Annotated in this window: 18 protein-coding genes; 9 read left to right on the top strand and 9 right to left on the bottom strand. The window is 60.8% G+C overall.

Annotated elements, in window-relative coordinates:
- Positions 1–5: 5 nt before the first annotated feature.
- Positions 6–851: an ABC transporter substrate-binding protein gene (locus GNP00_RS18030; protein ID WP_011582462.1), complete on the bottom strand. Its 846-nt coding sequence runs from the start codon at positions 849–851 to the stop codon at positions 6–8.
- Positions 852–1,062: 211 nt separating this feature from the next.
- Between GNP00_RS18030 and GNP00_RS18025 the strand changes: the two genes are divergently transcribed.
- The 7 genes from GNP00_RS18025 to rpoH all read left to right on the top strand — a co-directional run bounded on the left by GNP00_RS18025 (position 1,063) and on the right by rpoH (position 7,387).
- Positions 1,063–1,851: an AraC family transcriptional regulator gene (locus tag GNP00_RS18025; RefSeq protein WP_011582463.1), complete on the top strand. Its 789-nt coding sequence runs from the start codon at positions 1,063–1,065 to the stop codon at positions 1,849–1,851.
- Positions 1,852–1,942: 91 nt separating this feature from the next.
- Positions 1,943–2,953, top strand: coding sequence for an alpha/beta hydrolase fold domain-containing protein (locus GNP00_RS18020; protein WP_166016185.1), 1,011 nt, complete (start codon positions 1,943–1,945; stop codon positions 2,951–2,953).
- 30 nt (positions 2,954–2,983) lie between these two features.
- Positions 2,984–3,511 carry a 2,4'-dihydroxyacetophenone dioxygenase family protein gene (locus GNP00_RS18015; RefSeq protein WP_011582465.1) on the top strand — a complete coding sequence of 176 codons (528 nt, stop codon included), beginning with the start codon at positions 2,984–2,986 and terminating at the stop codon, positions 3,509–3,511.
- Positions 3,489–4,268 carry an SDR family NAD(P)-dependent oxidoreductase gene (locus GNP00_RS18010; RefSeq protein ID WP_011582466.1) on the top strand — a complete coding sequence of 260 codons (780 nt, stop codon included), beginning with the start codon at positions 3,489–3,491 and terminating at the stop codon, positions 4,266–4,268. Before GNP00_RS18015 ends, GNP00_RS18010 begins: the two co-directional genes overlap by 23 nt.
- Positions 4,269–4,319: 51 nt before the next feature.
- Entirely contained in the window at positions 4,320–5,468 is a 1,149-nt protein-coding gene (locus GNP00_RS18005; RefSeq protein ID WP_011582467.1) for an amidohydrolase, read from the top strand.
- Positions 5,469–5,587: 119 nt separating this feature from the next.
- Complete coding sequence (locus tag GNP00_RS18000) at positions 5,588–6,190, top strand: FMN-binding negative transcriptional regulator (protein WP_166016184.1); 603 nt, start codon at positions 5,588–5,590, stop codon at positions 6,188–6,190.
- A 270-nt stretch (positions 6,191–6,460) separates the two neighbouring features.
- Positions 6,461–7,387 carry an RNA polymerase sigma factor RpoH gene (gene rpoH, locus GNP00_RS17995; protein WP_011582469.1) on the top strand — a complete coding sequence of 309 codons (927 nt, stop codon included), beginning with the start codon at positions 6,461–6,463 and terminating at the stop codon, positions 7,385–7,387.
- A 68-nt stretch (positions 7,388–7,455) separates the two neighbouring features.
- Here rpoH and GNP00_RS17990 read toward each other — a convergent pair whose 3' ends face one another.
- Both GNP00_RS17990 and GNP00_RS17985 read right to left on the bottom strand, forming a co-directional pair.
- Positions 7,456–9,090, bottom strand: coding sequence for a hypothetical protein (locus GNP00_RS17990; RefSeq protein WP_011582470.1), 1,635 nt, complete (start codon positions 9,088–9,090; stop codon positions 7,456–7,458).
- A 433-nt stretch (positions 9,091–9,523) separates the two neighbouring features.
- Positions 9,524–10,822 (bottom strand): adenylosuccinate synthase, encoded by a 1,299-nt coding sequence (locus tag GNP00_RS17985; RefSeq protein WP_011582472.1) that lies wholly within the window; start codon positions 10,820–10,822, stop codon positions 9,524–9,526.
- Positions 10,823–11,012: 190 nt separating this feature from the next.
- Here GNP00_RS17985 and GNP00_RS17980 point away from each other — a divergent pair, with 190 nt between their 5' ends.
- Complete coding sequence (locus GNP00_RS17980; RefSeq protein WP_041544839.1) at positions 11,013–11,939, top strand: DMT family transporter; 927 nt, start codon at positions 11,013–11,015, stop codon at positions 11,937–11,939.
- A 4-nt stretch (positions 11,940–11,943) separates the two neighbouring features.
- On the opposite strand, the gene serA is transcribed toward GNP00_RS17980, so the two are convergent.
- Together serA and GNP00_RS17970 are read right to left on the bottom strand one after the other, a co-directional pair.
- Complete coding sequence (serA, locus tag GNP00_RS17975; RefSeq protein WP_011582474.1) at positions 11,944–13,542, bottom strand: phosphoglycerate dehydrogenase; 1,599 nt, start codon at positions 13,540–13,542, stop codon at positions 11,944–11,946.
- A gap of 62 nt (positions 13,543–13,604) precedes the next feature.
- A complete protein-coding gene (locus GNP00_RS17970; RefSeq protein ID WP_011582475.1) occupies positions 13,605–14,777 on the bottom strand; it encodes a phosphoserine transaminase in 1,173 nt (390 codons plus the stop codon).
- Between the two features lie 513 nt (positions 14,778–15,290).
- On the opposite strand from GNP00_RS17970, the gene GNP00_RS17965 reads away from it, so the two are divergent.
- Positions 15,291–16,661 carry a dicarboxylate/amino acid:cation symporter gene (locus tag GNP00_RS17965; RefSeq protein ID WP_011582476.1) on the top strand — a complete coding sequence of 457 codons (1,371 nt, stop codon included), beginning with the start codon at positions 15,291–15,293 and terminating at the stop codon, positions 16,659–16,661.
- Positions 16,662–16,745: 84 nt separating this feature from the next.
- Here the strand turns inward: GNP00_RS17965 and GNP00_RS17960 are convergent, their stop codons facing one another.
- From GNP00_RS17960 to ftsH, 4 genes are all read right to left on the bottom strand, one after another.
- Positions 16,746–17,429: an outer membrane protein gene (locus GNP00_RS17960; RefSeq protein ID WP_011582477.1), complete on the bottom strand. Its 684-nt coding sequence runs from the start codon at positions 17,427–17,429 to the stop codon at positions 16,746–16,748.
- A gap of 176 nt (positions 17,430–17,605) precedes the next feature.
- Entirely contained in the window at positions 17,606–18,454 is an 849-nt protein-coding gene (locus tag GNP00_RS17955; RefSeq protein ID WP_011582478.1) for an outer membrane protein, read from the bottom strand.
- A 169-nt stretch (positions 18,455–18,623) separates the two neighbouring features.
- On the bottom strand, positions 18,624–19,979 hold the full coding sequence (gene glmM / locus GNP00_RS17950) for a phosphoglucosamine mutase (protein WP_041545618.1): 1,356 nt from the start codon (positions 19,977–19,979) through the stop codon (positions 18,624–18,626).
- Between the two features lie 363 nt (positions 19,980–20,342).
- Positions 20,343–22,280 (bottom strand): ATP-dependent zinc metalloprotease FtsH, encoded by a 1,938-nt coding sequence (ftsH, locus tag GNP00_RS17945; RefSeq protein ID WP_011582480.1) that lies wholly within the window; start codon positions 22,278–22,280, stop codon positions 20,343–20,345.
- Positions 22,281–22,343: the final 63 nt, after the last annotated feature.

Here is a 22,343-nt window from a genome sequence, read left to right as displayed (position 1 = left end):
AATGATCAGGGCTTCAGGTAAGGAATCTTGGTCGGGTCAGCGCCCCAGATGCCGGTAAGATAGGTCGAGGCAAGCTTGGCAAGCGTGCCGTCAGCGCGCATGTCCTCGATGATCTTGTCGATCGCTTCCTTGTTCGGCGAATCCTTCGGATAAATCGCGCCGTACTGCTCACCAGTTTCATACTGGCCCAACACTTCAAGTACCCCGTTCGACTTGGAAGCCTGAGCAAGAATGATGGAGGTATCGTTGATCGCAGCATCGATCTGGCCGGCCATCAGGGCGGCGAACATGGCTGGATTTTCCGGATAGACTTTCACTTCGGCCGGCTGGATGCGATCGGTCACGTAGGCGGCACCCGTGGTGCCCTGGAGCACGCCAATGCGACCGGCCTTCAGCCCCGCAGCGTCCAGATTGCCGCCTGCCTTCACGAGCACGCCAATATCCGATGAGAAATAGGGGGCGGAGAAGGACATCACCTTCTTGCGCTCTTCCGTTATGGAGATCGTCGCCATCGCCAGATCCTTGTTCTGGTTGTTGTTGGCGATCAGCGCCGGAAACGAGGAAACAACGATGTTGACGGCGTCAAATCCCGCCCGGTGCGCGATGTTGGCCGCGAGGCAATATTCGAAACCGTCGGCGATCTGATCCGGCGTGTCACCATTCCACCAGGCCGGATTTGGCAGCGCCGTTTCGACCGTGATCACGCCTGGATTGGCGGGTGTGATCGAGACGGTGCCCTTCTCGCCCGAAAGCGGGCACTTGGAGATGTCGTTGGCGCTTGCGGAAGAAACCGCCAGCAGGGATGCCGCCAGCGCGACAAGGCATGCAGTCGATGTCTTTCTATTCGTCATCCGTTGATTCCCCTTGTTTTTTTACTCCTGAGTTCGGCCCTCCCGGGCGTAGTCTCATCGGCCGGAGACTAGCATCAAGCCCTCGGGATGTTTGTCTCAGTCGGGACTGAATGTTTCTCGAACTGGCCAATCTGAAGCAATTATGCGAGAATTTACCTGAAGCGGGCTAAGGCCGAATTGCAAAGTTGCGGCGGGAAAATGCCTCGGGGCGATGAAACGCAGTAAAGACTATCCATTGACGATACGGCCGGTGGTGACGTTGTCAGATGAGTACCAGGCCGGGTATATCGATCCCTTCCATTCGCATGAGCGGGCGCAGCTCAGCTTTTCGCTATCCGGCGTGCAGTCACTGATTACCGAAACGGCGACCTATGTCCTGCCGCCGAACCGCGCCATTTGGATTCCGCCCGGCGTACGCCACAAGACCCACTGTCGCGAGAACGTGCGGTTCTACGCCGTTTATATAGACCCGACGCTGGACAACCTCCCAAAGGAATGCCGCGTCTTCGAAGTGTCGGATCTGGTGCGGGCGCTAATTGGCGAGATCATGACGTTCAATTTCGCCTACAATGAATTCGGCCGGGAGGGACAGATCGTCCGGCTTCTGCTTGATGAAATCCCGCGCATGCCAACAGTGGACATCCAGATTCCGATGCCGACCGACAGCCGGATTCTGCGTGTATGCAACATGCTTATCGAGCAGCCGGGCGATGCTCATGACATCGATTACTGGGCTTCCGTCGCCAATATGGGCCGGCGCACCTTTACCCGTGTTTTCAAGAAGCAGACGGGGATGGCGCTATCGACCTGGCGGCTGCAAGTGAGGTTGATGCATGCGTTATCGCTGCTGCACGCCGGCCATTCCATCACCTCCGTCGCCTATGGCATCGGCTATGAAAGCATCTCGGCCTTCACTTCAGTCTTTCACCGGTCATTCGGTTTTCCGCCCAGCCATTACCGCACCGGGAAAGTGACAAAAATGACTGCCGAAAAGGCCTAAAAGAGAAAGTATTCGTCCCGGCGAAGTGAGCGGAGCCGTCTTTTCCGTTGTTATGGTCAAACCGACCTCAAGACTCGGGAGGACGATTTTCGTGAACGAATCCAATTTGTTGAAGAACGGCTCCGGCACGCTTTGTCCGATCGATCCGGAGATTTCCCTGTTCTTGGAACGTCTTCGCGAGGGCTGGAGCCGGCATCCGCCACTGTCGGCGGTTTCCTCCGCCGAGGCGCGGTGGATCGCGGAAATCGTGCGCGAGCCCTTCCGTCAGGGCGGCCCTGTCATGGCCGAAACGCTCGAGCTTTTAATCCCCACGCGGCACGGCGACATGCGCGCGCGGCTTTATGATCCTGGCCTTGGCGAGGATGCACCCGTTCTCATCTATCTGCATGGCGGCGGCTTTACCTTGTTCAGCATCAACACGCATGACCGGCTTATGCGCGAGTACGCGCATGCGGCGCGGGTGAAGGTGCTCGGCCTCGATTACTATCTCGCTCCGGAACACAAATACCCGGTAGCGCTCGACCAGGTAGAAGACACGCTGGAGTGGATCGGTTCTGCCAATCTCGGCGTCGATATGCAACGGCTGGCGCTTGGCGGCGATTCGGCGGGCGGCAACCTCTCGCTGGCGGCCGCCATCCGCATGCGTGACAAGGGTCGGCCCGCCGCCGTAAAGGGTCTTCTCTTCAATTATGCGGGTTTCGCCACCGATTGCTCCGACGAGGCCGAGGCCCTGCATGGCGGGCCGGGTTCCGTCATGGATCGCGATGAAGTGCGCTCTTTCATCCGCAATTACACCCGCTCGCCTGAAGACATGAAAAACCCGGAAGTCAATCTCTTGGACGCCAATGTCGACCACCTGCCGCCCAGCTTCTTCGTGATAGCCGACCGGGACATCATTGCGGAAAACAGCCTGGCGATGGCTGGAAAGCTTCGCGCGGCGGGCAACGCCATGACCTGCAAGATCTATCGCGGCGCGACCCATTCCTTCCTTGAAGCCATGTCCATGTCGGCACTGGCCCGGCAGGCCATTGCGGACGGGGCGGATTTCATTGCCCGCATCCTAAATACAGACGCGAAATACGGGCTGCGCGCTGCATCCTGAGCTGCCCGACAAACATACGGGGAAAAAACCATGCCTCCGATCAAGATCGATCCCAACCCGCGCATGCCATACCAGCACGCTATGCCGAAAGAAGCGCTGCCGGACATCGTCATCCCCGACGCCATTCCCGCCGATGACCGCATCTGGGTGCCGCAGGGCGAGAATGTCTGGTTCCGGCCGCTCTGTCTGAATCGTTCCGCCGGTTATTGGATGAACCTTCTGAAGGTGAGGAAGGCCGGCGTGCTCAGCCGCCACCGGCATCCTCAGGCGGTTCACGGCCTGGTCCTGAAGGGCCGCTGGCATTATCTCGAACACGACTGGATCGCCGAAGAAGGCGGCTATGTCTTCGAGCCGCCGGGTGAAACGCATACCCTGGTAGTGCCTGACGACGTGGAGGAGATGATCACTTTCTTCCAGGTCAATGGCATTATGTACTATGTTGATGCCCACGGCGAACCGCTCGGTTTCGAGGACGTCTTCACCAAGATTGACATGTGCCGCGCCCACTATGCGGCCGTTGGGCTCGGGGCTGACTATGTCGACCAGTTCATTCGATGACCGGGCGGGTCATCCGTCCGGCTTCCTGCGCCCCGGCTTGTTCGAGGGTCGGCAGGTACTGGTGAGTGGCGGGACCTCGGGCATCGGTGCCGCCATCGCGGAAGCCTTTGCCGCGCTTGGCGCCGATGTGCTTGCAACCGGCGCCACCGAGGCTGAGGTCGGTGCCGCTGAAAATATGGTCAAATGCGAGGGCGTCCGTTTCGCCCGGCTTGATGTGCGCGACAGGGCTGCCGTCGATGCCCTTGTCGCCGGCCTGCCGCGGCTCGACCATGTGGTGAACTGCGCTGGCGTGATCCGCCGCAACGACGAACTCGATCCGGATGTTTTTGCCGATACCGTAGACATCAACCTCAACGGCTCGATGCGCATCTGCGCAGCGGCCCGCCCGCGCTTGGCTGAAACCCGCGGGACGATCGTCAACACAGCATCCATGTTGTCCTTCTTCGGCAGCGGCATTTCACCAGGCTACTCATCTTCGAAGGGCGGCGTGGCGCAGCTTACCAAGTCGCTGGCGATTGCCTATGCGGCCGACAATATCCGCGTGAATGCCATAGCACCGGGCTGGATCGCTACACCCCTCACTCGGGCGCTACGCCAAGACCCTGCGCGCGAAACGGCAATCCTCGCGCGCACGCCTCTCGGACGCTGGGGCGAACCGTCAGACCTTGCCGGTGGCGTGCTCTTTCTCTCTTCTCCGCTTGCAAGCTTCGTCACCGGCGCGGTGCTGGTCATCGATGGCGGCTACCTGATCACATAGACAAGAGATGACCAAGTCCCGACCAGGCACCGAAACTAAGGAGGTATCGCGATGTTCCTGAGCGAGCAGGATCTCCAAGAGCTGGTTCGGTTTCGCCACGAGCTGCACCGTCACCCCGAAATCTCTGGTGAGGAGCATAAAACGGCTGAGCGCGTTGTGGCCTTCCTTGCTCCGCTGAAGCCAGACCGGATCGTCACGGGGCTCGGCGGCACCGGCGTCGCAGTCGTCTTCGAAGCAGAAGAACCGGGGCCGACGCTGATGTTTCGTTGCGAACTGGATGCGCTGCCGATCGCCGAGACGCGCGAGAGCGACCACCGTTCGCTTGTGCCCGGAAAGGGGCATATGTGCGGCCATGACGGGCACATGGCCATCATCTCCGGCCTTGCGCGCGGGCTTGCTCGACAGCGGCCGGGGCGCGGGCGAGTCGTGTTGCTGTTCCAACCTGCTGAGGAGACCGGGGCCGGTGCGCTTGCCGTGCTTAATACCGCTGCTTTCGAGAGCATTCGGCCGGACTTCTCCTTCTCCCTGCACAATGTTCCGGGCGTGCCGCTTGGCCATGTGGAACTGGCCGAAGGGCCGGTGAACTGCGCCTCGCGCGGCATGCGCATTTGCCTGTCCGGCCGCACGGCGCATGCATCCACGCCCCACTCCGGCCGTTCGCCGATGATGGCAGTGGCGGCGATTATGCCGGCGCTTGCAGCTCTTTCGACGGACGCCGCCATGGGTCCGCAGTTCGCCATGGTAACGCTTACCCACGCGAGCCTGGGCGAGCCGACCTTCGGTGTCGCGCCCGGAAGCGCCGAGGTCTGGGCGACGCTGCGCACGCTCACCGATGACCGGATGGATGAGTTGCGCGCCGCCGCGGAAGCTGTCGCAAGGAAAATCGCGAAGGCGGAGGGCCTTGAGCTTTCGATTGACTATAAGGACATCTTTCCCCATTGCGAAAACAGCGCCGAGGCGGTCGAGTGCCTCTCCCGCGCTCTTTCCGCAGAAGCGGTTCCTTTCGGCCCCGGCCGCCTGCCAATGCTTGGCTCGGAGGATTTCGGCCGTTTCCGCAGCGTGGGGCCGGCCGCGATGTTCTTCCTCGGCTCAGGCCCGGACTGCCCCGCCCTTCACAGCCCCGACTACGATTTCCCCGACGCGCTCATCGGCACGGGTGCTCGAGTGTTCATGCGGGTGGTACGCGACATACTCGGCTAGATGCTGATCCGGGCCGCGCAACAATTTTCGACCCGGCTTCATGCGCGCCGGAGGTAGGAGCCCCCGGATTTCCGCGGCGTCGCGTCCGCAAATCATCAGTTCGTCCCCAGGAGGCAATCATGAGCGGCCTATTCGACAACTGGAGTGATCGTGACATCAGCGATGTCATAGATGCCTATCCCATGGCCTCCATTGTGCCTCACGCCGACCCTCTTTCGACCATCGAGATGCCCGTTGTTCTCGATCGTGACGATGAAGGCAAACCCGTGAGCCTGACGGGCCACCTGCCGCGCCGTGCTCCGATCATCGGATTGTTGGCAACGAATCCGCGCTGCACCTTCCTTTTTCGCGGGCCCGACAGCTACATCTCTCCCCTTGCGGCAGGCAGGAGTGATTGGGCGCCGACCTGGAATTTTATCGCCGTGCGCATCGCAGCCAATATCGGGCCGGATGACACCCTCACTGACGAGGCGCTCGATCGCATCGTAGCCCATATGGAACGGGGCCGATCCGCGCCCTGGAACCGCGAAAGCCTGGGCGCGCGCTACGAAACCTTACGGCGTGGCGTCATCGGCTTTCGCGCGCCCGTCGCCACCATCGTCGCCCGATCCAAGCTGGGACAGGATGAGCAGCAAGCCACCTTCGACCATATTCTTGAAAGCCTCGGCGATACCGCGCTGACGTCATGGATGAAGCGCATGAGCGGTAAAAAGCCGGAATAGCGCTGAGCTGCCCCATGCAGTGCTGGACCTGCTGCGGATTGCGACTGAACGGAAAACTCCCTTCGCATTCGCGTGGAACTTCTGGAAGCCCTCGCCAGTTCTAATCACGAAGTGCGGATCGAAATGGTGGTACCGGTAACGTAATGTTGACCGGCGTAGGAAGCTTTTATTTCTCCGCATTTGTTCCTATATAGGCTATATCTCGTGGTGCGACCAGTGCGGCCACGCGTCCGCCCGCCTCCCAGGGGGCGAAGAAAGGAGGGTGCTAAAATGGCCCAGACATTGCCAAGCATTGTTTCTGGCGAGGGTGGTCTCACCCGCTATCTCGAGGAAATCCGCAGATTTCCCATGCTTCAGCCGGAGGAAGAGTACATGCTTGCGAAGCGATATCGCGAGCATGATGACACCGACGCCGCGCATAAGCTTGTGACCAGCCATCTGCGGCTCGTGGCGAAGATCGCCATGGGCTACCGCGGCTATGGCCTGCCCATCGGAGAGGTGATCTCCGAGGGAAATGTAGGCCTCATGCAGGCCGTCAAGAAATTCGAACCCGAGCGCGGCTTCCGTCTGGCCACATATGCTATGTGGTGGATCAAGGCCGCGATACAAGAATACATCTTGCGTTCGTGGAGCCTCGTGAAAATGGGCACCACGGCCAACCAGAAGCGGCTGTTCTTCAACCTGCGCAAGGTGAAGGGCAAGATCCAGGCTCTGGACGAAGGCGATCTCAATCCCGAGCAGGTCTCGGAGATCGCCACCCGCCTCAACGTGAGCGAGGAAGAGGTCATCTCCATGAATCGCCGCTTGTCCGGCGACGCTTCGCTCAACGCGCCGATTCGCGCGACTGAGGGCGAGTCCGGTGAGTGGCAGGACTGGCTCGTGGATGAGCACGAGAACCAGGAGGAGATGCTGGTCGAACAGGACGAGCTCGAATCCCGCCGGCGCATGCTGGAGGACGCGATGGACGTTCTGAACGACCGCGAACGCCGCATCTTCGAGGCACGCCGCCTCTCCGACGAGCCGATGACGCTGGAAGAACTCTCTGGCGAGTTTGATATCAGCCGCGAGCGTGTGCGCCAGATCGAAGTCCGCGCTTTCGAAAAAGTGCAGGAGGCCGTCAAGGCTTCGGCGAAGCGCCAAGCCCAGGCACTTCGCTCCGCGCCGCTACCGGGCGAAAGTCAGCACGCTTCAATCTGATGCGTTTCAGAAGCTGAAAATCAGCTTCGGTCACTTGAAAAGCCCTCCCCTGCGGGAGGGCTTTTTCTTCATCCGCTGGTGTCCCGGCTCCAGGCGTCGAGCGCTTCGTTGAAGATGCGTTCGCCGGGCAGGCCTTTCTCCATTGTGATCAAGGCTCGGCGGCCCGAGGAATAGACGATCGGAATGTCGATCCAGCTTTGCCGGCGCAAAAGCGTGGAATTGACCCGCTGGTCCTCCTGGGTGTCACTCAGTGCCACGAGAAAGAAGCCATCCGCGATTTTCGCCGGGATGCCCAGGAGCGGACTGCCGGTATCCTGCTCGCTGCGCTTCATATTGATCCGAAGCACGTTGTTGATGCCGCCCCCCGGGAAGTTTTCCGGCGTTAGGAAAATCAGCTCCACGATATGGCTCGCCGGCAGGGATTGATCCGTATTGCGGCGGATCGTCATTCTGAGCTGCAGGCCTTTCTCCGGAATCGTCGCTTCCGCCTGGATGGCAGGCTCCGGCGGCAGGTTTTCGCCAGGAGATTCCTCCACGACGGACCATACGACCGAACCGTTCTCGGCATAACCTTCCAAGGCGCTCGTCCGCTCTTCATAGAAGATTGCCTTCTGGCCAATGGGCAAAGACTGGTCCGGCTGGGACTCAGCGGGCTCAGCCGAACCGCCGGGCCTCCCCTGAACCGGAGCCTCGCTTCCTTGCACCGCCTGCGCCACGGAGGTGCCTTCGCCCAAGCCAGCTTCGCCGCCCGCGGGGCCTTCATCCACCTCGCGCCCATCCGGCAACAGTCGCTGCGTGAATTTCTGCGGCGCTGATTCCGCCGGTGCATCCGGCGTGGCCTGCGCTTCAGCCGTCGATTGCCTCTGTTCCTGCGGCTGCTCGGATGGAGCAGCCACCTGAACGGTAGGCTCTTCTCCCTCGGCCGCTTCAGTCTCGTCAACTCCGTCGCCGGCATTCGACATTCCGGCAAGCTGCGCCACGTCTTCCCGGTAGAGCCATCCTCCCAAGGCCACGGCGCAGACGACAAGGACGAGAAGGACCGGTAGAACCAGCCTTCTGCCTCGCCCGCGCTGCGGCGCCTCGTCTGGCGCAATATTTCCGGGCAGCGTAGCTTCCAAAGGTGGAAGCACCTCCGGGCCCTCGACAGGCGCAGGCCTGGTTTGCGACCAGTCTATGTCATCTACGGGTGAAACCGGCGCTAATTTGCCGAAATCTTCGGCGGGTGCCGTCTTGGCCGGTTCCGGCTCGACTATTTCATCGGCGGGATCAGGTTCTCTTTCCTCTTCCGATGCGGCTTCCGGCTCGGCGAATGCCTCGGCGGGATTATCCTCTCGGTCGGCGTCGGTAATCTGAGCATCTTCGGCTGGCTGGGACGCGACTGCCGGGGCCGGCTCTTCGGGAAGCGCACGTACCACAGGGGCGCTTTTGGGATGAGCGACCTGAAGGTCTGAGAGAAGCCGCTCAAGCTCATCGTCCACGCCGGCCTTTGCAGCAGGGGGCGTGGCGTATTCCGCCTTTACTGTGGCAATCGCATCTTCGATAAGCCGCCGCTGGCGATCGGCTATCTCGGGCGGAGAGGAGACGGCGGCAAGCTTGGCCTCGATAGTGGAGCGCGCCTTCGTATAGATCTTCTCCCGCGCCTCTGGCGTATTTTCCTTCAGCGCCTCGACGGCTTTGCGCAAAACCGCAGCAAAATCTGCCATAACCTGAAAAGCCCGCTCCTGCTTGCCCTTGCTTACCTAAACTCGCCTAAAACTCGCGCGAAATTGTGGTCACACTACAACACGGCTCCAGATATTGAAATCACGCCCTGCTTGAGATCACATGAAGTCGAAAAGTCGCATCTCGCACGGTTAGACGCCGGCGACACACTGCTTAAGCTATTCTCATAGCTAAATAAATGTGTTTTGCCGCGCGCGTTTCTCTCCTCCCGGCAACGGATTTGCCGAAAACCGGATCATGCCCAGCTTACCGGGCGATATCCGTCCAGTTCATTTTTCCCTCAACATCCACAAGACTTCGCACCATTGCCTCCCGCTACAGCGCCGTGCGTCCTTTAGGACGCACAAAGAACGCTGTAAATTATCGTCTACGCATCGGCATTCGGAGAACCGATTCCGATGTCACGCCGATGCGCTAGTCTTGGAACGGGTCCTTTACCAGGATCGCATCCTCCCGCTCCGGACTGGTCGACAAAATCGCGACCGGCGCGCCGATAAGCTCTTCGATATGGCGGACATACTTCACCGCCTGCGCAGGCAAATCATTCCATTTGCGGGCGCCGCGCGTCGTTTCCTTCCAGCCTTCCAGCGTCTCGTAGATCGGGTCGAGCCGCGCCTGCGCGCCTTGGCTCGCGGGAAGATAGTCGATCACCTGGCCGTCCAGCCTGTAGCCCGTGCAGACCTTTATCTCCTCCATCCCGTCGAGCACGTCGAGCTTGGTGAGGGCGATGCCGCTCATGCCGTTTGTCACCACGGACTGGCGCACCTGCACCGCATCGAACCAACCGCAGCGGCGTTTACGGCCGGTGACGGTCCCGAATTCATGTCCGCGGTTGCCCAGAAATTCACCGATCTCGTTGTCCTGCTCGGTCGGGAAGGGCCCTTCGCCCACGCGCGTCGTATAGGCTTTTGTAATGCCAAGCACATAGCCCACCGCACCGGGACCCAGACCGGACCCGGTGGCGGCCTGGCCAGCAACCGTGTTCGAGGAGGTCACGAACGGATAGGTGCCATGATCGATATCGAGCATCGTGCCTTGGGCACCCTCAAAGAGGATGCGGCTGCCGGCGCGGCGGGCATCCTCAAGTATTTTCCACACCCGGTCGACGAAGGGCAGGATCTTGTCGGCCACCGAGGTCAGCTCCTGCATGATGGCCTCGTGGGAGACTTCGGCGTGCCCCAGGCCGCGGCGAAGCGCATTGTGATGGGTCAGCAGCCGGTCCACCTTGAGCGATAGTGTCTCCGGGTCGGCAAGATCCATGACGCGGATGGCGCGCCGTCCTACCTTGTCTTCATAGGCCGGACCGATGCCGCGGCGGGTGGTCCCGATCTTGGTTCCCGAATTTGAGGCGGCATCCTCCCGGAACGCGTCGAGTTCCCTGTGCAGCGACAGTATGAGTGCCGTGTTTTCCGCGACCTTCAGGCTTTCCGGCGTCACAGAGATGCCCTGCCCTTTCAGCCTCTCTATTTCCGCCACGAAGGCATGGGGATCGAACACGACACCATTGCCGATGAGGGAGAGCTTGCCCGACCGCACCACTCCCGAGGGCAGCAGCGAAAGCTTGTAGCTCACCCCATCGATCACAAGCGTATGGCCAGCGTTGTGGCCACCCTGATAACGCACGACCACATCCGCGCGCTCGGAAAGCCAATCGACAATTTTTCCCTTGCCTTCGTCGCCCCACTGCGAGCCGACGACCACCACATTCGCCATAACGCTTCCTTCCTACGGGCCGGCAAACGCGCCAGCCTTACCAAGACCAGGGGTTCTATACCGCCATGCGGTCCTCGATGCGACCCCCTCTTTCACCACCCCTTAGACACGGTCGAATTTCATCTGCGGTGGTGCATCGGGCCGCGAGATGCTTTATCCCTGCGCGCAAGGAAAACAAGCCGGATCTGGAATGCTGAATTCAGCCTATCCTCTTCTATTGCTCACCACCCTTTTTTGGGGAGGAAACGCGGTCGCGGGAAAGCTGGCAATCGGCCATATCTCTCCCCTCGCACTCACGAGTTTGCGCTGGGTTGTCGCGCTTGCGATCCTTCTGCCCTTTGCCCTGAAACCGCTGCGCCGTGACTGGCCGGAAATCAAAAAGCATCTGCCCCTCCTCGGCATCCTCGGTGTTGTGGGGTTCACCTGCTTCAATGCCATCATGTACAGCGCACTCTTATGGACATCGGCGGTCAATGTCTCCATCGAGCAGGCAGCGATCCCGCTCGTAATTATCGTGGTGAACTTCCTTGTTTTCCGGGCGAAGACGACATGGCTGCAGCTTGCCGGCTTCCTGTTGTCCATCCTTGGAGTGGGGCTGACGGCGAGCCATGGAGACCTGGCGAGGCTTACCGCGCTCGATATCAATCTCGGCGACCTGCTGATGCTGATCGCGGTGCTCGCCTATGGGCTCTATACGGTCGCGTTGCGCTTCAAGCCCAAGATCCACTGGCTGAGCATGATCACGGTTCTGGTGGCGGCGGCGCTTGTCAGCTCTTTTCCGCTCCTGGCCTGGGAATATGCGTCTGACAATCTGGTGCTTCCGGACCTCACCGGGTGGGTGATCGTGATGTACGTGTCGCTGATGCCTTCAGTCCTGTCGCAGGTGTTCTATATCCGCGGCAATGAGCTCATCGGTGCGAACCGGGCCGGTCTGTTCGTCAATCTCGTGCCAATCTTCGGCACGCTTCTTTCGATTGTGATCCTGGGCGAGGAGTTCCACCTCTACCACGCCACCGCGCTAGCCCTCGTCATCTGCGGCATCTGGCTAGCCGAGTATAGCGGCCGCAAGAGCGAAGCGGCGCTCGCACGCGTGCGAGCGCCGGTGGATGGGTCTTGAGGGCTCAGTTGCCGACGTCGAACCGCAGCGGCTTGGCCGAAATAATAGAGCCGGTGGACTTGAGCTCTTCCAGTACGGGCTGCGGAAACGGGGCATCGAGATAAAGCAGCGCGATGGCATCGCCGCCGGGCCGATTCCGGCCGAGCTGGAAATTGGCGATGTTCACCCCGTGCTTGCCGCAGATTGTGCCGAGCTGGCCGATAATGCCAGGCGTGTCATTGTTCGTGGTGTAGAGCATGTGCTCGCCTACTTCCGCGTCAAGATTGATGCCCTTGATCTGGATGAACCTGGGCTTCCCGTCGGAAAACACCGTACCGGCGATGGAGCGCGTCCGCTCCGGTGTCTTTACCGTCAGCTTGATATAGCCGTCGAACACGCCCGACTTGTCGCGCTTCACCTCCGAGACGATGATGCCGCGCTCCTTTACCATGATGGGGGCGGAGACCATATTGACGTCATTCACCTGCGGGCGGATCAGGCCGGCAAGTGCGGCACTGATGAGGGCTCGGGTATTCATGGCGGCGGTTGAGCCGTCGAAAAGTATCTCCACGCCCGCGATCGGCTCGTCGGTCACTTGGCCCACGAACGCGCCCAGCACTTCGGCCAGCTTGATGAAAGGCTTAAGACGCGGCGCTTCCTCGGCGGTGATGGAAGGCATGTTGATCGCGTTGGTCACAGCGCCTTTGATGAGGTACTCCGACATCTGCTCGGCAATCTGCAGCGCCACATTTTCCTGCGCCTCGGTGGTAGAGGCGCCCAAATGCGGCGTGCAGACCACGTTGGGCAGGTTGAAGAGCGGGTTCTCGGTCGCCGGCTCGTTCTCGAAAACGTCGATGCCGGCGCCCGCCACCTTGCCGGATTTCAGCCCCTCGACCAGGTCGGCTTCGACAATGAGGCCGCCGCGCGCGCAATTGACGATGCGCACACCGTCTTTCATCTTGGCGATCGCAGCCGCATTGATGATGCCGCGCGTCTTTTCGGTCAGCGGAGTATGCAGGGTAATGAAATCGGCGCGGGCGAAGAGCTCGTTGAGCTCCACCTTCTCCACGCCCAGTTCCTCCGCTCTGTCTTCCGAAAGGAACGGATCGTAGGCAATCACATGCATCTTGAGGCCGATGGCGCGCATTGCGACCACCGAGCCGATATTGCCGCAGCCGATTACGCCCAGCGTTTTGCCGGTGATCTCCACCCCCATGAAGCGGTTTTTCTCCCACTTGCCCGCATGGGTGGAAGCATTGGCTTCGGGGATCTGCCGCGCCACGGCAAAGATCATGGCGACAGCGTGCTCAGCCGTGGTGATGGAATTGCCGAAAGGCGTGTTCATCACGATGATGCCTCGCCGCGACGCGGCGGGGATATCGACATTATCGACGCCGATACCCGCACGCCCGATCACCTTCAGATTTGTGGCGGCGGCGATCAGCTTTTCCGTCACCTTCGTGGCGGAACGAATGGCGAGGCCGTCATACTGGTCGATGACGGAAAGAAGCTTGTCCTTATCCTTGCCGAGGTCCGGCTGGTAATCCACCTCCACGCCGTGCTGACGGAAGATGTCGACCGCGGTCGGGGAAAGCTTGTCGGAAACGAGAACGCGAGGTGCCATATCCAGGCTCCTTGTTTGACGAATTGAGGAAAGGGGGGCCGCATGGCTGCGGCCGAAAGAACTCAGGCTGCCTGGAGCGCGGTTTTTTGCTCTTGAAAGGCCCAGTCGAGCCAAGGCATGAGCGCTTCGAGATCGGAAGTCTCCACCGTAGCGCCGGCCCAGATCCTGAGGCCCGAAGGCGCATCACGGTAATGGCCGATGTCGTAGGCGACGCCTTCGTTGTCGAGCCGGGAGACGATGCCCTTGGCGAATGCCGCCCGAGCCTCTTCGTCCAGCGCCGCAACCGCGGGGTCGACAATGCTGAGGCAGACCGATGTGTTGGATCGCGTGGCCGGATCTTCGCCGAGATGCGCAAGCCAGCCGCTCTCGTTCACGAAACGGTCGATGACGGCAAAATTGGCGTCGGCGCGGCCGATCAGTCCTTCAAGACCGCCCACCGACTTCGCCCATTCGAGCGCATCGAGATAGTCTTCCACGCAGAGCATGGAGGGCGTGTTGATGGTCTCGCCCTTGAAGATGCCCTCGATCAGCTTGCCGCCCTTGGTGAGGCGGAAAATCTTCGGCAGCGGCCAGGCCGGCACATAGGTTTCCAGCCGCTCCACCGCACGCGGGGATAGGATCAAAATGCCATGTGCGCCTTCACCGCCGAGCACTTTTTGCCAGGAGAAGGTGACGACGTCCAACTTGGAGAAATCGAGACGCTGGGCGAAGGCCGCCGAGGTGGCATCGCAGATGGTCAGCCCCTTGCGGTTGGCCGGGATAAAGTCCGCGTTTGGCACGCGCACGCCCGATGTCGTGCCGTTCCAGGTGAAGACCACGTCGCGATCGAAATCGACCTGGGAAAGATCGGGCAGCTTGCCGTAGTCGGCCTCGAGACGCCGCACGTCCTTGAGCTTGAGCTGCTTGACGACATCCGTCACCCAACCCGCCCCGAAGGATTCCCAGGCGAGCATATCGACACCGCGCTCGCCGAGCAGCGACCATAGCGCCATCTCGACGGCACCCGTGTCGGAGGCCGGAACGATGCCGATGCGGTAATCGGCGGGAACCTGCAGCACCTCACGGGTGAGTTCGATGGCGCGGGAGAGCTTTTCCTTGCCGATCTTGGCTCGATGAGAGCGGCCGAGGGCAGCGCCTTTCAGCGCCTCGGGCGTCCAGCCGGGGCGTTTTGCGCAGGGTCCTGAAGAAAAATTGGGATTTGCCGGACGCTGGTCCGGTTTCGCGAGCATGGTCATGTTGTTCCTATCCTTCCAGATAGCTCGCCCCTCGGTGGGGAGGGGTAGCCCGCTGCGGGCATTACCCGAAGCGGAGACAAAGCGCAAGCGGGGCATTCATGAAATCGCTCGTCTTGCCGCTACTTGCGATTCTGATCTGCGATCGCAATGTGCCGATGAAATGCACTGCCATGAATGGCGCAATTGAAAGCCCGGCCACGCGCCGGGCTTATTTTCTCTGTCTCCCGTTCATCGCAATGGAGCTTTGACAGGGCTACAAGACGACGCAAAGAGCCCATCGTGCCGAACGCCGCACCTTCCCTTTCGGAAGGGACGCTCGCTGCTACGTACCAGCGCGGACCGGCACGGCATGAGGATGCCTCAGAAGAATTTTTATTCTGCAATGCAGCTGAAATTGAAATCACATTCTTAAATCGACAGCTCTTGACTCACTATATGGGAAACAATTCCAGGCGCACTCCTGAGCTTCAGGGCGCCATCCGTTAAGTCGCTTGAAAGCAAGAGTTCCACCTCATGTCAACGCAGACTCAATCCTTCCCAAGACCGGCAAAACAAAAGCCGTTCTACCTGAATTTCGGCTTCCAGGTTTTGGCCGCAATGGTGCTCGGCATCGTGCTCGGCCTTATCGCACGGGAGCTCGGCAACAGCCCAGCCGGGGATCCAAACTGGCTCGCGCAGACGCTGCAGACGATCGGTTCGGTTTTCGTCCAGCTTCTTCGCGCGCTGGTTCCGCCGCTGATCTTCACCGCAATCGTGGCCTCCATCAGCAATCTGCGCCAGCTATCCAACGCCGCGGCGCTGGTGTGGCAGACCCTGCTTTGGTTCGCCATCACGGCCCTGATCGCGGTCGTGATCGGAATTGCCCTGGGTCTCGTTATCCAGCCCGGCGCGCGGGCGGTTATCGACCACGCGGCCGCGTCGGCGCCATCTACCACCGGTTCCTGGCTCGACTTTCTGAAGGGCCTGGTGCCCGCTAATATGTTCGGCCTGCAGGCATCGACAAAGATTGCGGAAGGCGCGGCCAGCACCTCACTCAGTTTCAATGTCCTCCAGCTCCTCGTTATTTCGATCGTGGTCGGGGTCGCGGCGTTGCGCGTGGGTCATGCGGCCGAGCCCTTCCTAGAGCTCAACCGCTCCCTGCTCGCAATCGTTCGCAAGGTCTTGTGGTGGGTGATTCGGCTGACTCCGATCGGCACGATTGGCCTGCTTGGCAATGCAGTCGCGCAGTATGGCTGGCAGACGTTGGGGCAGCTTGGCTGGTTCGCCGCCGCAATCTATATCGGCCTCGCCATCGTGCTGGTAGTGGTATACCCGATCCTGCTCTCCGCGAACGGGCTCAATCCGCTTCGTTACTTCGCGGGCGCCTGGCCGGCGATCCAGCTCGCCTTCGTCTCTCGCTCTTCGATTGGCACTCTTCCGGTAACGGAAGCTGTGACCGAACGCGAGCTCGGCGTCCCCCGCGAATATGCGGCTTTCGCCGTGCCGCTCGGCGCAACGACGAAGATGGACGGCTGCGCTGCCATCTACCCGGCCATCGCCGCGATCTTCATCGCGGAATTTTACCAGGTCCCGCTGGCGCTTCAGGATTATTTCCTCATCGCCTTCGTCTCCGTGATAGGCTCCGCGGCGACGGCAGGGCTCACGGGCGCGGTCGTCATGCTCACGCTGACCCTCTCCACGCTGGGCCTGCCGCTGCAGGGCGTCGGCCTGCTCCTCGCGATCGATCCGATCCTGGATATGGGCCGTACCGCAGTCAATGTCGCGGGCCAGGCGCTGGTGCCCACCATCGTTGCAAAGCGCGCCGGCATTCTTGACCAGACCCGCTACGACAATGCTGGGCGGATCGACATCCTGGGTGCGGAACCAACTCCGCGGCCTGCCTGAGCTTCGATCGAAATTAGCGAGAAAGAAGGGCCGGCATGCTTCCATGCCGGCCCTTTTCCATTTGGAACCGCGTGCCCGAACCGCTTACCAGAGATCGTATCTCAGGCCCATTTTCACCTGGTGGAAATCCACCCCCTCTTCCACGGTGCCACGGTCCACATCCACATATTTCGTGCCGGGCGAATTTAGATATTGGTAGCCGACATCGACCGACAGGTTATTCGTCATCTGGTAGCTCACGCCGGCATTGAGCGCGTAGGCAAACTCGTATTGACGGTCGATCGAGCTGAACGCGTCGGTGAAGAACGGATCGGAGCCTGAAATTTCGTGGCTCGTATAGAGGAGCCCGGCGCCGGCGCCCACATAGGGGGTCAGGCCCACAAAGGTGCCCAAGTCCAGATAGCCGTTGACCATGCCGCTCCAAACCCGGCGTTCCGCTGCGATGACGCCGTCGTCATAGTCGTCGCCCGCGATATAGGCGACATTGATGTCAGCCCGCAGGAGATCGGTGAAATGGTGCCCGACGCCGACGCTGCCGCCAATGCGGTTGTTATCGATATCATCGGCGAGAGTATCGACATCGTAGACGGACTTGTTGACGCTATAGCTGACATCGCCGCGCAGATACCAACCGGAGCCGACTTCGACCGGCACGAGCGGCGCCTCTTCGATGATCATAGGCGGGTCATAGTCGGCCGCGCGACCCGGCTCTGCCTGGGCGAACAGGATCGCAGCCGCGATCAAGGTAAGGCTGCAGGATTTCTGCATGGAATTTTCTCCGCAAATCGCGACGGAGTTTTAGATGCCCCCCGTCCTGCGGAGATTCTTAACCATCCGGGTTAAGCAGCAGTTAAGGATAACGGGAGGTTACCGATTTTCCTGTTGCAAAAATGAAACCGCCCGGTGCTAGACCGGGCGGCCAATTGTGCGAGGACGAAAAGCGGTTACTTATAGATCACCGGCTCTACCGGGGGCTCATAGGCCGGCTGATAGGCGATTGTCTGCGGCACCGCGCAATTCGCATTTGCGCCGCCGAAGGAGTAGCGCAGGCCGGCGCGTGCCTCATGGACGTTGAAGCCATCGTCGAAACCGGGGCCGACGCCCGAGCCGAACTCGAACATCCTGCCGCCCTGGATCCGGGTATAGCGGTAGCCGGCGTCGAGCTGCAGGTTCTGGGTCAGGCAGTATGAAGTGCCCGCCATAAGCGACCAGGCAAAGCGCCATTCCTTCCCGCCGTCATGGTAGAAATCATCATCGCCGATCGTATTGCGAAGCCTGTCCCACTTGATGCGGGCGCCGCCGATACCCGCACCCACATAGGGCGTGAAGCCGTAATAGGTGCCGAGATCGACATAGGCATTGGCCATCAGCAAAAGCGCGCTGTAGGACGACCGGTCCGTCGAGGTGCAGGGAACACCACCGCAGAACCCGGCCGTCGTGCCGCGGAAGTCCGAATCGAACCAGTAATCGGCGGTGAGATCGGTGCGGAAGTGGCGCGTGATCTGATAGCCGATACCACCGCCGAGCGACATGGCGCCATCGAGCTCGGTCGTTGTGAACTCGCTGGTTCCGGGAGGCGGACCGTAGGTGATGTATTCCGTTCCGCGCAGGTCCGACCAGCGATAGCCGATATCGCCGCGCAGATACCAGCCGCCGACCGAGACCGGCTGCTGCTCGATAACCGGCGGGGGCGGAAGCGGAGCCTCTGGCGGAACATAAAGGTCTGCACCGTTGGCGCTGGTTGCAAGCGCAAGGGCAACTGAGGCAAAAATCGGCCTGATCATTCTCGACATGTCACAAACACCCCCAAAAGCCGTCCCGTGCCCGGCTGGTTGAATCATGTCGAAAGCTGCAACAGAAAAGTTAAGCCTCGCTTAACCCTAATAAACTTTTGCCGCGCAATATGAGAAAGGGCGGCCGGCGGGACAAAGCCGCCGGCGGGGAATGTTTCTTTTGAAAGGCTTACGCCGCCGCCGTCCTGGCGTCGGCGATGGCATCGACGATGCTGTCCACCATCTTCCTGACCAGTTCCGGATCGTCACCCTCGGCCATGACGCGAATCAGCGGCTCGGTACCCGAGGGCCGAATCACGAGCCGTCCGGTATCGCCGAGTTGCGCCTGCGCATCCGCGATCGCGGCCTTGACGGAGGCGGCTTCAAGCGGCTTGCCGCCGCTGATGCGCACATTCTTCAAGACCTGCGGCACCGGCTCGAATTTCCGGCAGACCTCGCTCGCTGGCTTGTTCAGCCGCTTTATGTGGGCGAGCACCTGCAGAGCCGTGACAAGCCCGTCACCGGAGGTGGAAAAATCCGAGAGGACGACATGGCCCGACTGTTCGCCGCCGATATTGAGGCCATGCTCACGCATATGTTCAACCACATAACGGTCGCCGACCTTGGTGCGATGGAGCTCGAGCCCCCGGCCGCGAAGGAAGCGCTCAAGACCCAGGTTGGACATGACCGTGGCCACGATTCCACCGCCTATGAGCTTTTCGTTCTCGTGCCAGGATTCCGCGATGAGCGCCATGATCTGATCGCCATCGATGATCGTGCCATTTTCATCCACGATGACAACGCGGTCCGCATCGCCGTCAAGCGCAATGCCGATATCGGCGCGCACCTCGTGCACCTTCTTCGCAAGGCTCATCGGGTGGGTCGAACCGCATTCCTCGTTGACGTTGAAGCCATTGGGGTCGACGTAAATCGGCACCACCTCGGCTCCAAGCTCCCATAGGGCAGCCGGTGCCACTTTGTAGGCCGCACCATTGGCACAGTCGATAACCACACGCAGGCCCGAGAGCGACATGTCGCGCGGCAGCGTGCGCTTGGCAAATTCGATATAGCGGTCGTGAACCCCGTCGACGCGCTTGGCACGGCCAAGGCTTTCCGAATCCGCCAGCGCCAGTTCCACATCCCGGTCCAGCATCGCCTCGATGCGGTTCTCGATTTCATCCGAGAGCTTGTAGCCGTCCGGCCCGAAGAGCTTGATGCCGTTGTCGTGATAGGGGTTGTGCGAGGCGGAGATCATCACCCCGATATCGGCGCGCAGCGAGCGCACCAGCATGGCAACGGCGGGAGTGGGGATAGGACCAAGAAGGAACACGTCCATGCCCGCCGCGCAAAAACCCGCGACCATGGCATTTTCGATCATGTAGCCCGAAAGGCGCGTGTCCTTGCCCAGCACGACGCGGTGCCGGTGGCTGCCATTCTGAAAGGACAGCCCGGCAGCCATGCCAACGCGCATTGCCACCTCCGCGGTCATGGGAAAACGATTCGCCCGTCCCCGGATCCCATCCGTCCCGAAATACTGTTTCGACATATTGCTTTTCTTCATCCGTACCGATCTAGGATTTGCTCGCAAAGCAGCGCTCCTTCCCTCTCATGTCACGGCTTCGCGTGTACAAGCACTTTAAGTGGGAAAATATAACCAATCCATATGAACAGCCGCTTGTCCAGCTTGGTTAACGATTGGCTAATCCCAGTTCCCCGTATTCCGGCAAAGAGACACTTTCGTGGCGAGCAGGAGGGCAGAGCCCATTTCATCCTCGTCATGCGCGGCTCTCATCTGTCCGAACCTTGAAGCGGGGATATCGCCCTCGCTTGAAGAGGCGGCAAAAACCGTCCCCATAAAGGAAAAGCCGCGGAATTTCTTCCGCGGCGTCTCGATGTGCGATTTCTCGAATTAGCCTTGAGGCTGCGGCTCCAGGCCAGCGTCGGGTTCCTCGCCGCCCTTCTTGCCCTCTTTGCGCACACCGGCCTTGGGCACAGTGGAACCGCGTGAAGGAGGCGTGTCGTCGCCGAGGTCCCGCGCAGGCTTTTCGCCGCGGATGATCGCCTGGATCTCCTCGCCCGACAGCGTCTCGTATTCAAGCAGGCCTTCCGCAACGGCGATCCAGGCATCGCGCTTGGTCGTAAGGATCTCCCGCGCTTTCTCATGGGCCTCGTCGATCAGCCGGCGCACCTCGTCGTCGATCTTCTGCTGCGTCTCCTCCGACATGTTCTGCTGGCGCGTGACGGAATGGCCAAGGAAGACCTCTTCCTGGTTCTCGCCATAAGCCACCTGGCCAAGCTTGTCGGAGAAGCCCCAGCGCGTGACCATGGCGCGCGCCAGCTTGGTGGCCTGCTCGATATCGGAAGCGGCACCTGAAGTGATGTTCTCCTTGCCGAATTTCAGCTCCTCGGCGACACGCCCGCCCATCATGATCGCCAGGCGGGAGATCATGTATTTGTAGCTCATGGAATAGCGGTCGCCCTCGGGCAGCTGCATGACCATGCCGAGCGCGCGGCCACGCGGGATGATAGTGGCCTTGTGGACAGGGTCGGAAGCGGGCACGTTGAGCGCCACCACGGCATGGCCCGCCTCGTGAAAGGCGGTCAGCTCCTTCTCTTCCTGGGTCATTGCGTGCGAGCGGCGCTCCGCACCCATCATGACCTTGTCCTTGGCGTCCTCGAATTCAGCCATCGTGACGAGGCGCTTGTTGCGGCGCGCGGCCATCAGCGCGGCCTCGTTGACCAGATTGGCGAGGTCGGCGCCGGAGAAGCCGGGGGTGCCGCGCGCAATGGTCTTCAGATCGACATTGGGAGCCAGCGGCACATTCCGCACATGCACCTTGAGGATCTTTTCGCGGCCCACGATGTCCGGATTGGGCACGACCACCTGACGGTCGAAACGGCCCGGACGCAAGAGCGCGGGGTCAAGCACGTCCGGCCGGTTGGTGGCCGCGATCAGGATGATGCCTTCATTGGCTTCGAACCCGTCCATCTCCACCAGCAACTGGTTCAGCGTCTGCTCGCGCTCGTCATTGCCGCCGCCCAGGCCCGCGCCGCGGTGACGGCCGACCGCATCGATCTCATCGATGAAGATGATGCAGGGCGCGTTCTTCTTCGCCTGATCGAACATGTCGCGCACACGGCTTGCGCCCACGCCGACGAACATCTCGACGAAATCCGAACCGGAAATGGTAAAGAACGGCACATTCGCCTCGCCCGCGACGGATCGCGCGAGCAGCGTCTTGCCAGTGCCGGGAGGGCCGACGAGCAGCACGCCGCGCGGAATCTTGCCGCCGAGGCGCTGGAATTTCTGCGGATCGCGCAGGAACTCGACGATCTCCTCTAGATCCTGCTTGGCTTCATCCACACCGGCTACATCCTGGAAGGTGACGCGCCCATGCGCCTCGGTCAGAAGCTTGGCCTTGGACTTGCCGAAGCCCATTGCGCGGCCGGACCCCGACTGCATCTGCCGCATGAAGAAAATCCAGACCGCCAGGATCAGGATCATCGGCAGCCAGGAGATGAAATAGCCGAGGATGGAGTTGGAACCGTCAGACTCGGGGCGGGCCGTGATCGTCACATTGTGTTCTTCAAGCCGCTGGACGAGACTGGGATCGCCGGGAGAATAGGTCTGAAACGGCGTGCGGTTGTCCGTATAAGTGCCGGAGATCCGACTGCCGGTGATGGTGACGCTTTCAACGCGACCCTGTGAGACCTCTTCGAGAAATTGAGAGTAGGCAATGTCCCGAGTGGCCCCACGCTGCTGCGGCGCCTGAAACAGGTTGAACAGCGCAATGAGCAAGACCGCGATGATCGCCCATAGCGCGAAATTTCTATAATTTGGATTCATGTTCGTTCCGTGAGTGCGCCGAGGCCGGCATCGTCTTCCCTAACATAGGGAGCAAGCGCAGCG

Source organism: Chelativorans multitrophicus (assembly GCF_011317445.1).
In the GTDB taxonomy this organism is placed as follows: domain Bacteria; phylum Pseudomonadota; class Alphaproteobacteria; order Rhizobiales; family Rhizobiaceae; genus Chelativorans; species Chelativorans multitrophicus.
The sequence above is the reverse complement of the archived record's forward strand: the minus strand, read 5'-3'. Positions and strand labels throughout refer to the sequence as shown.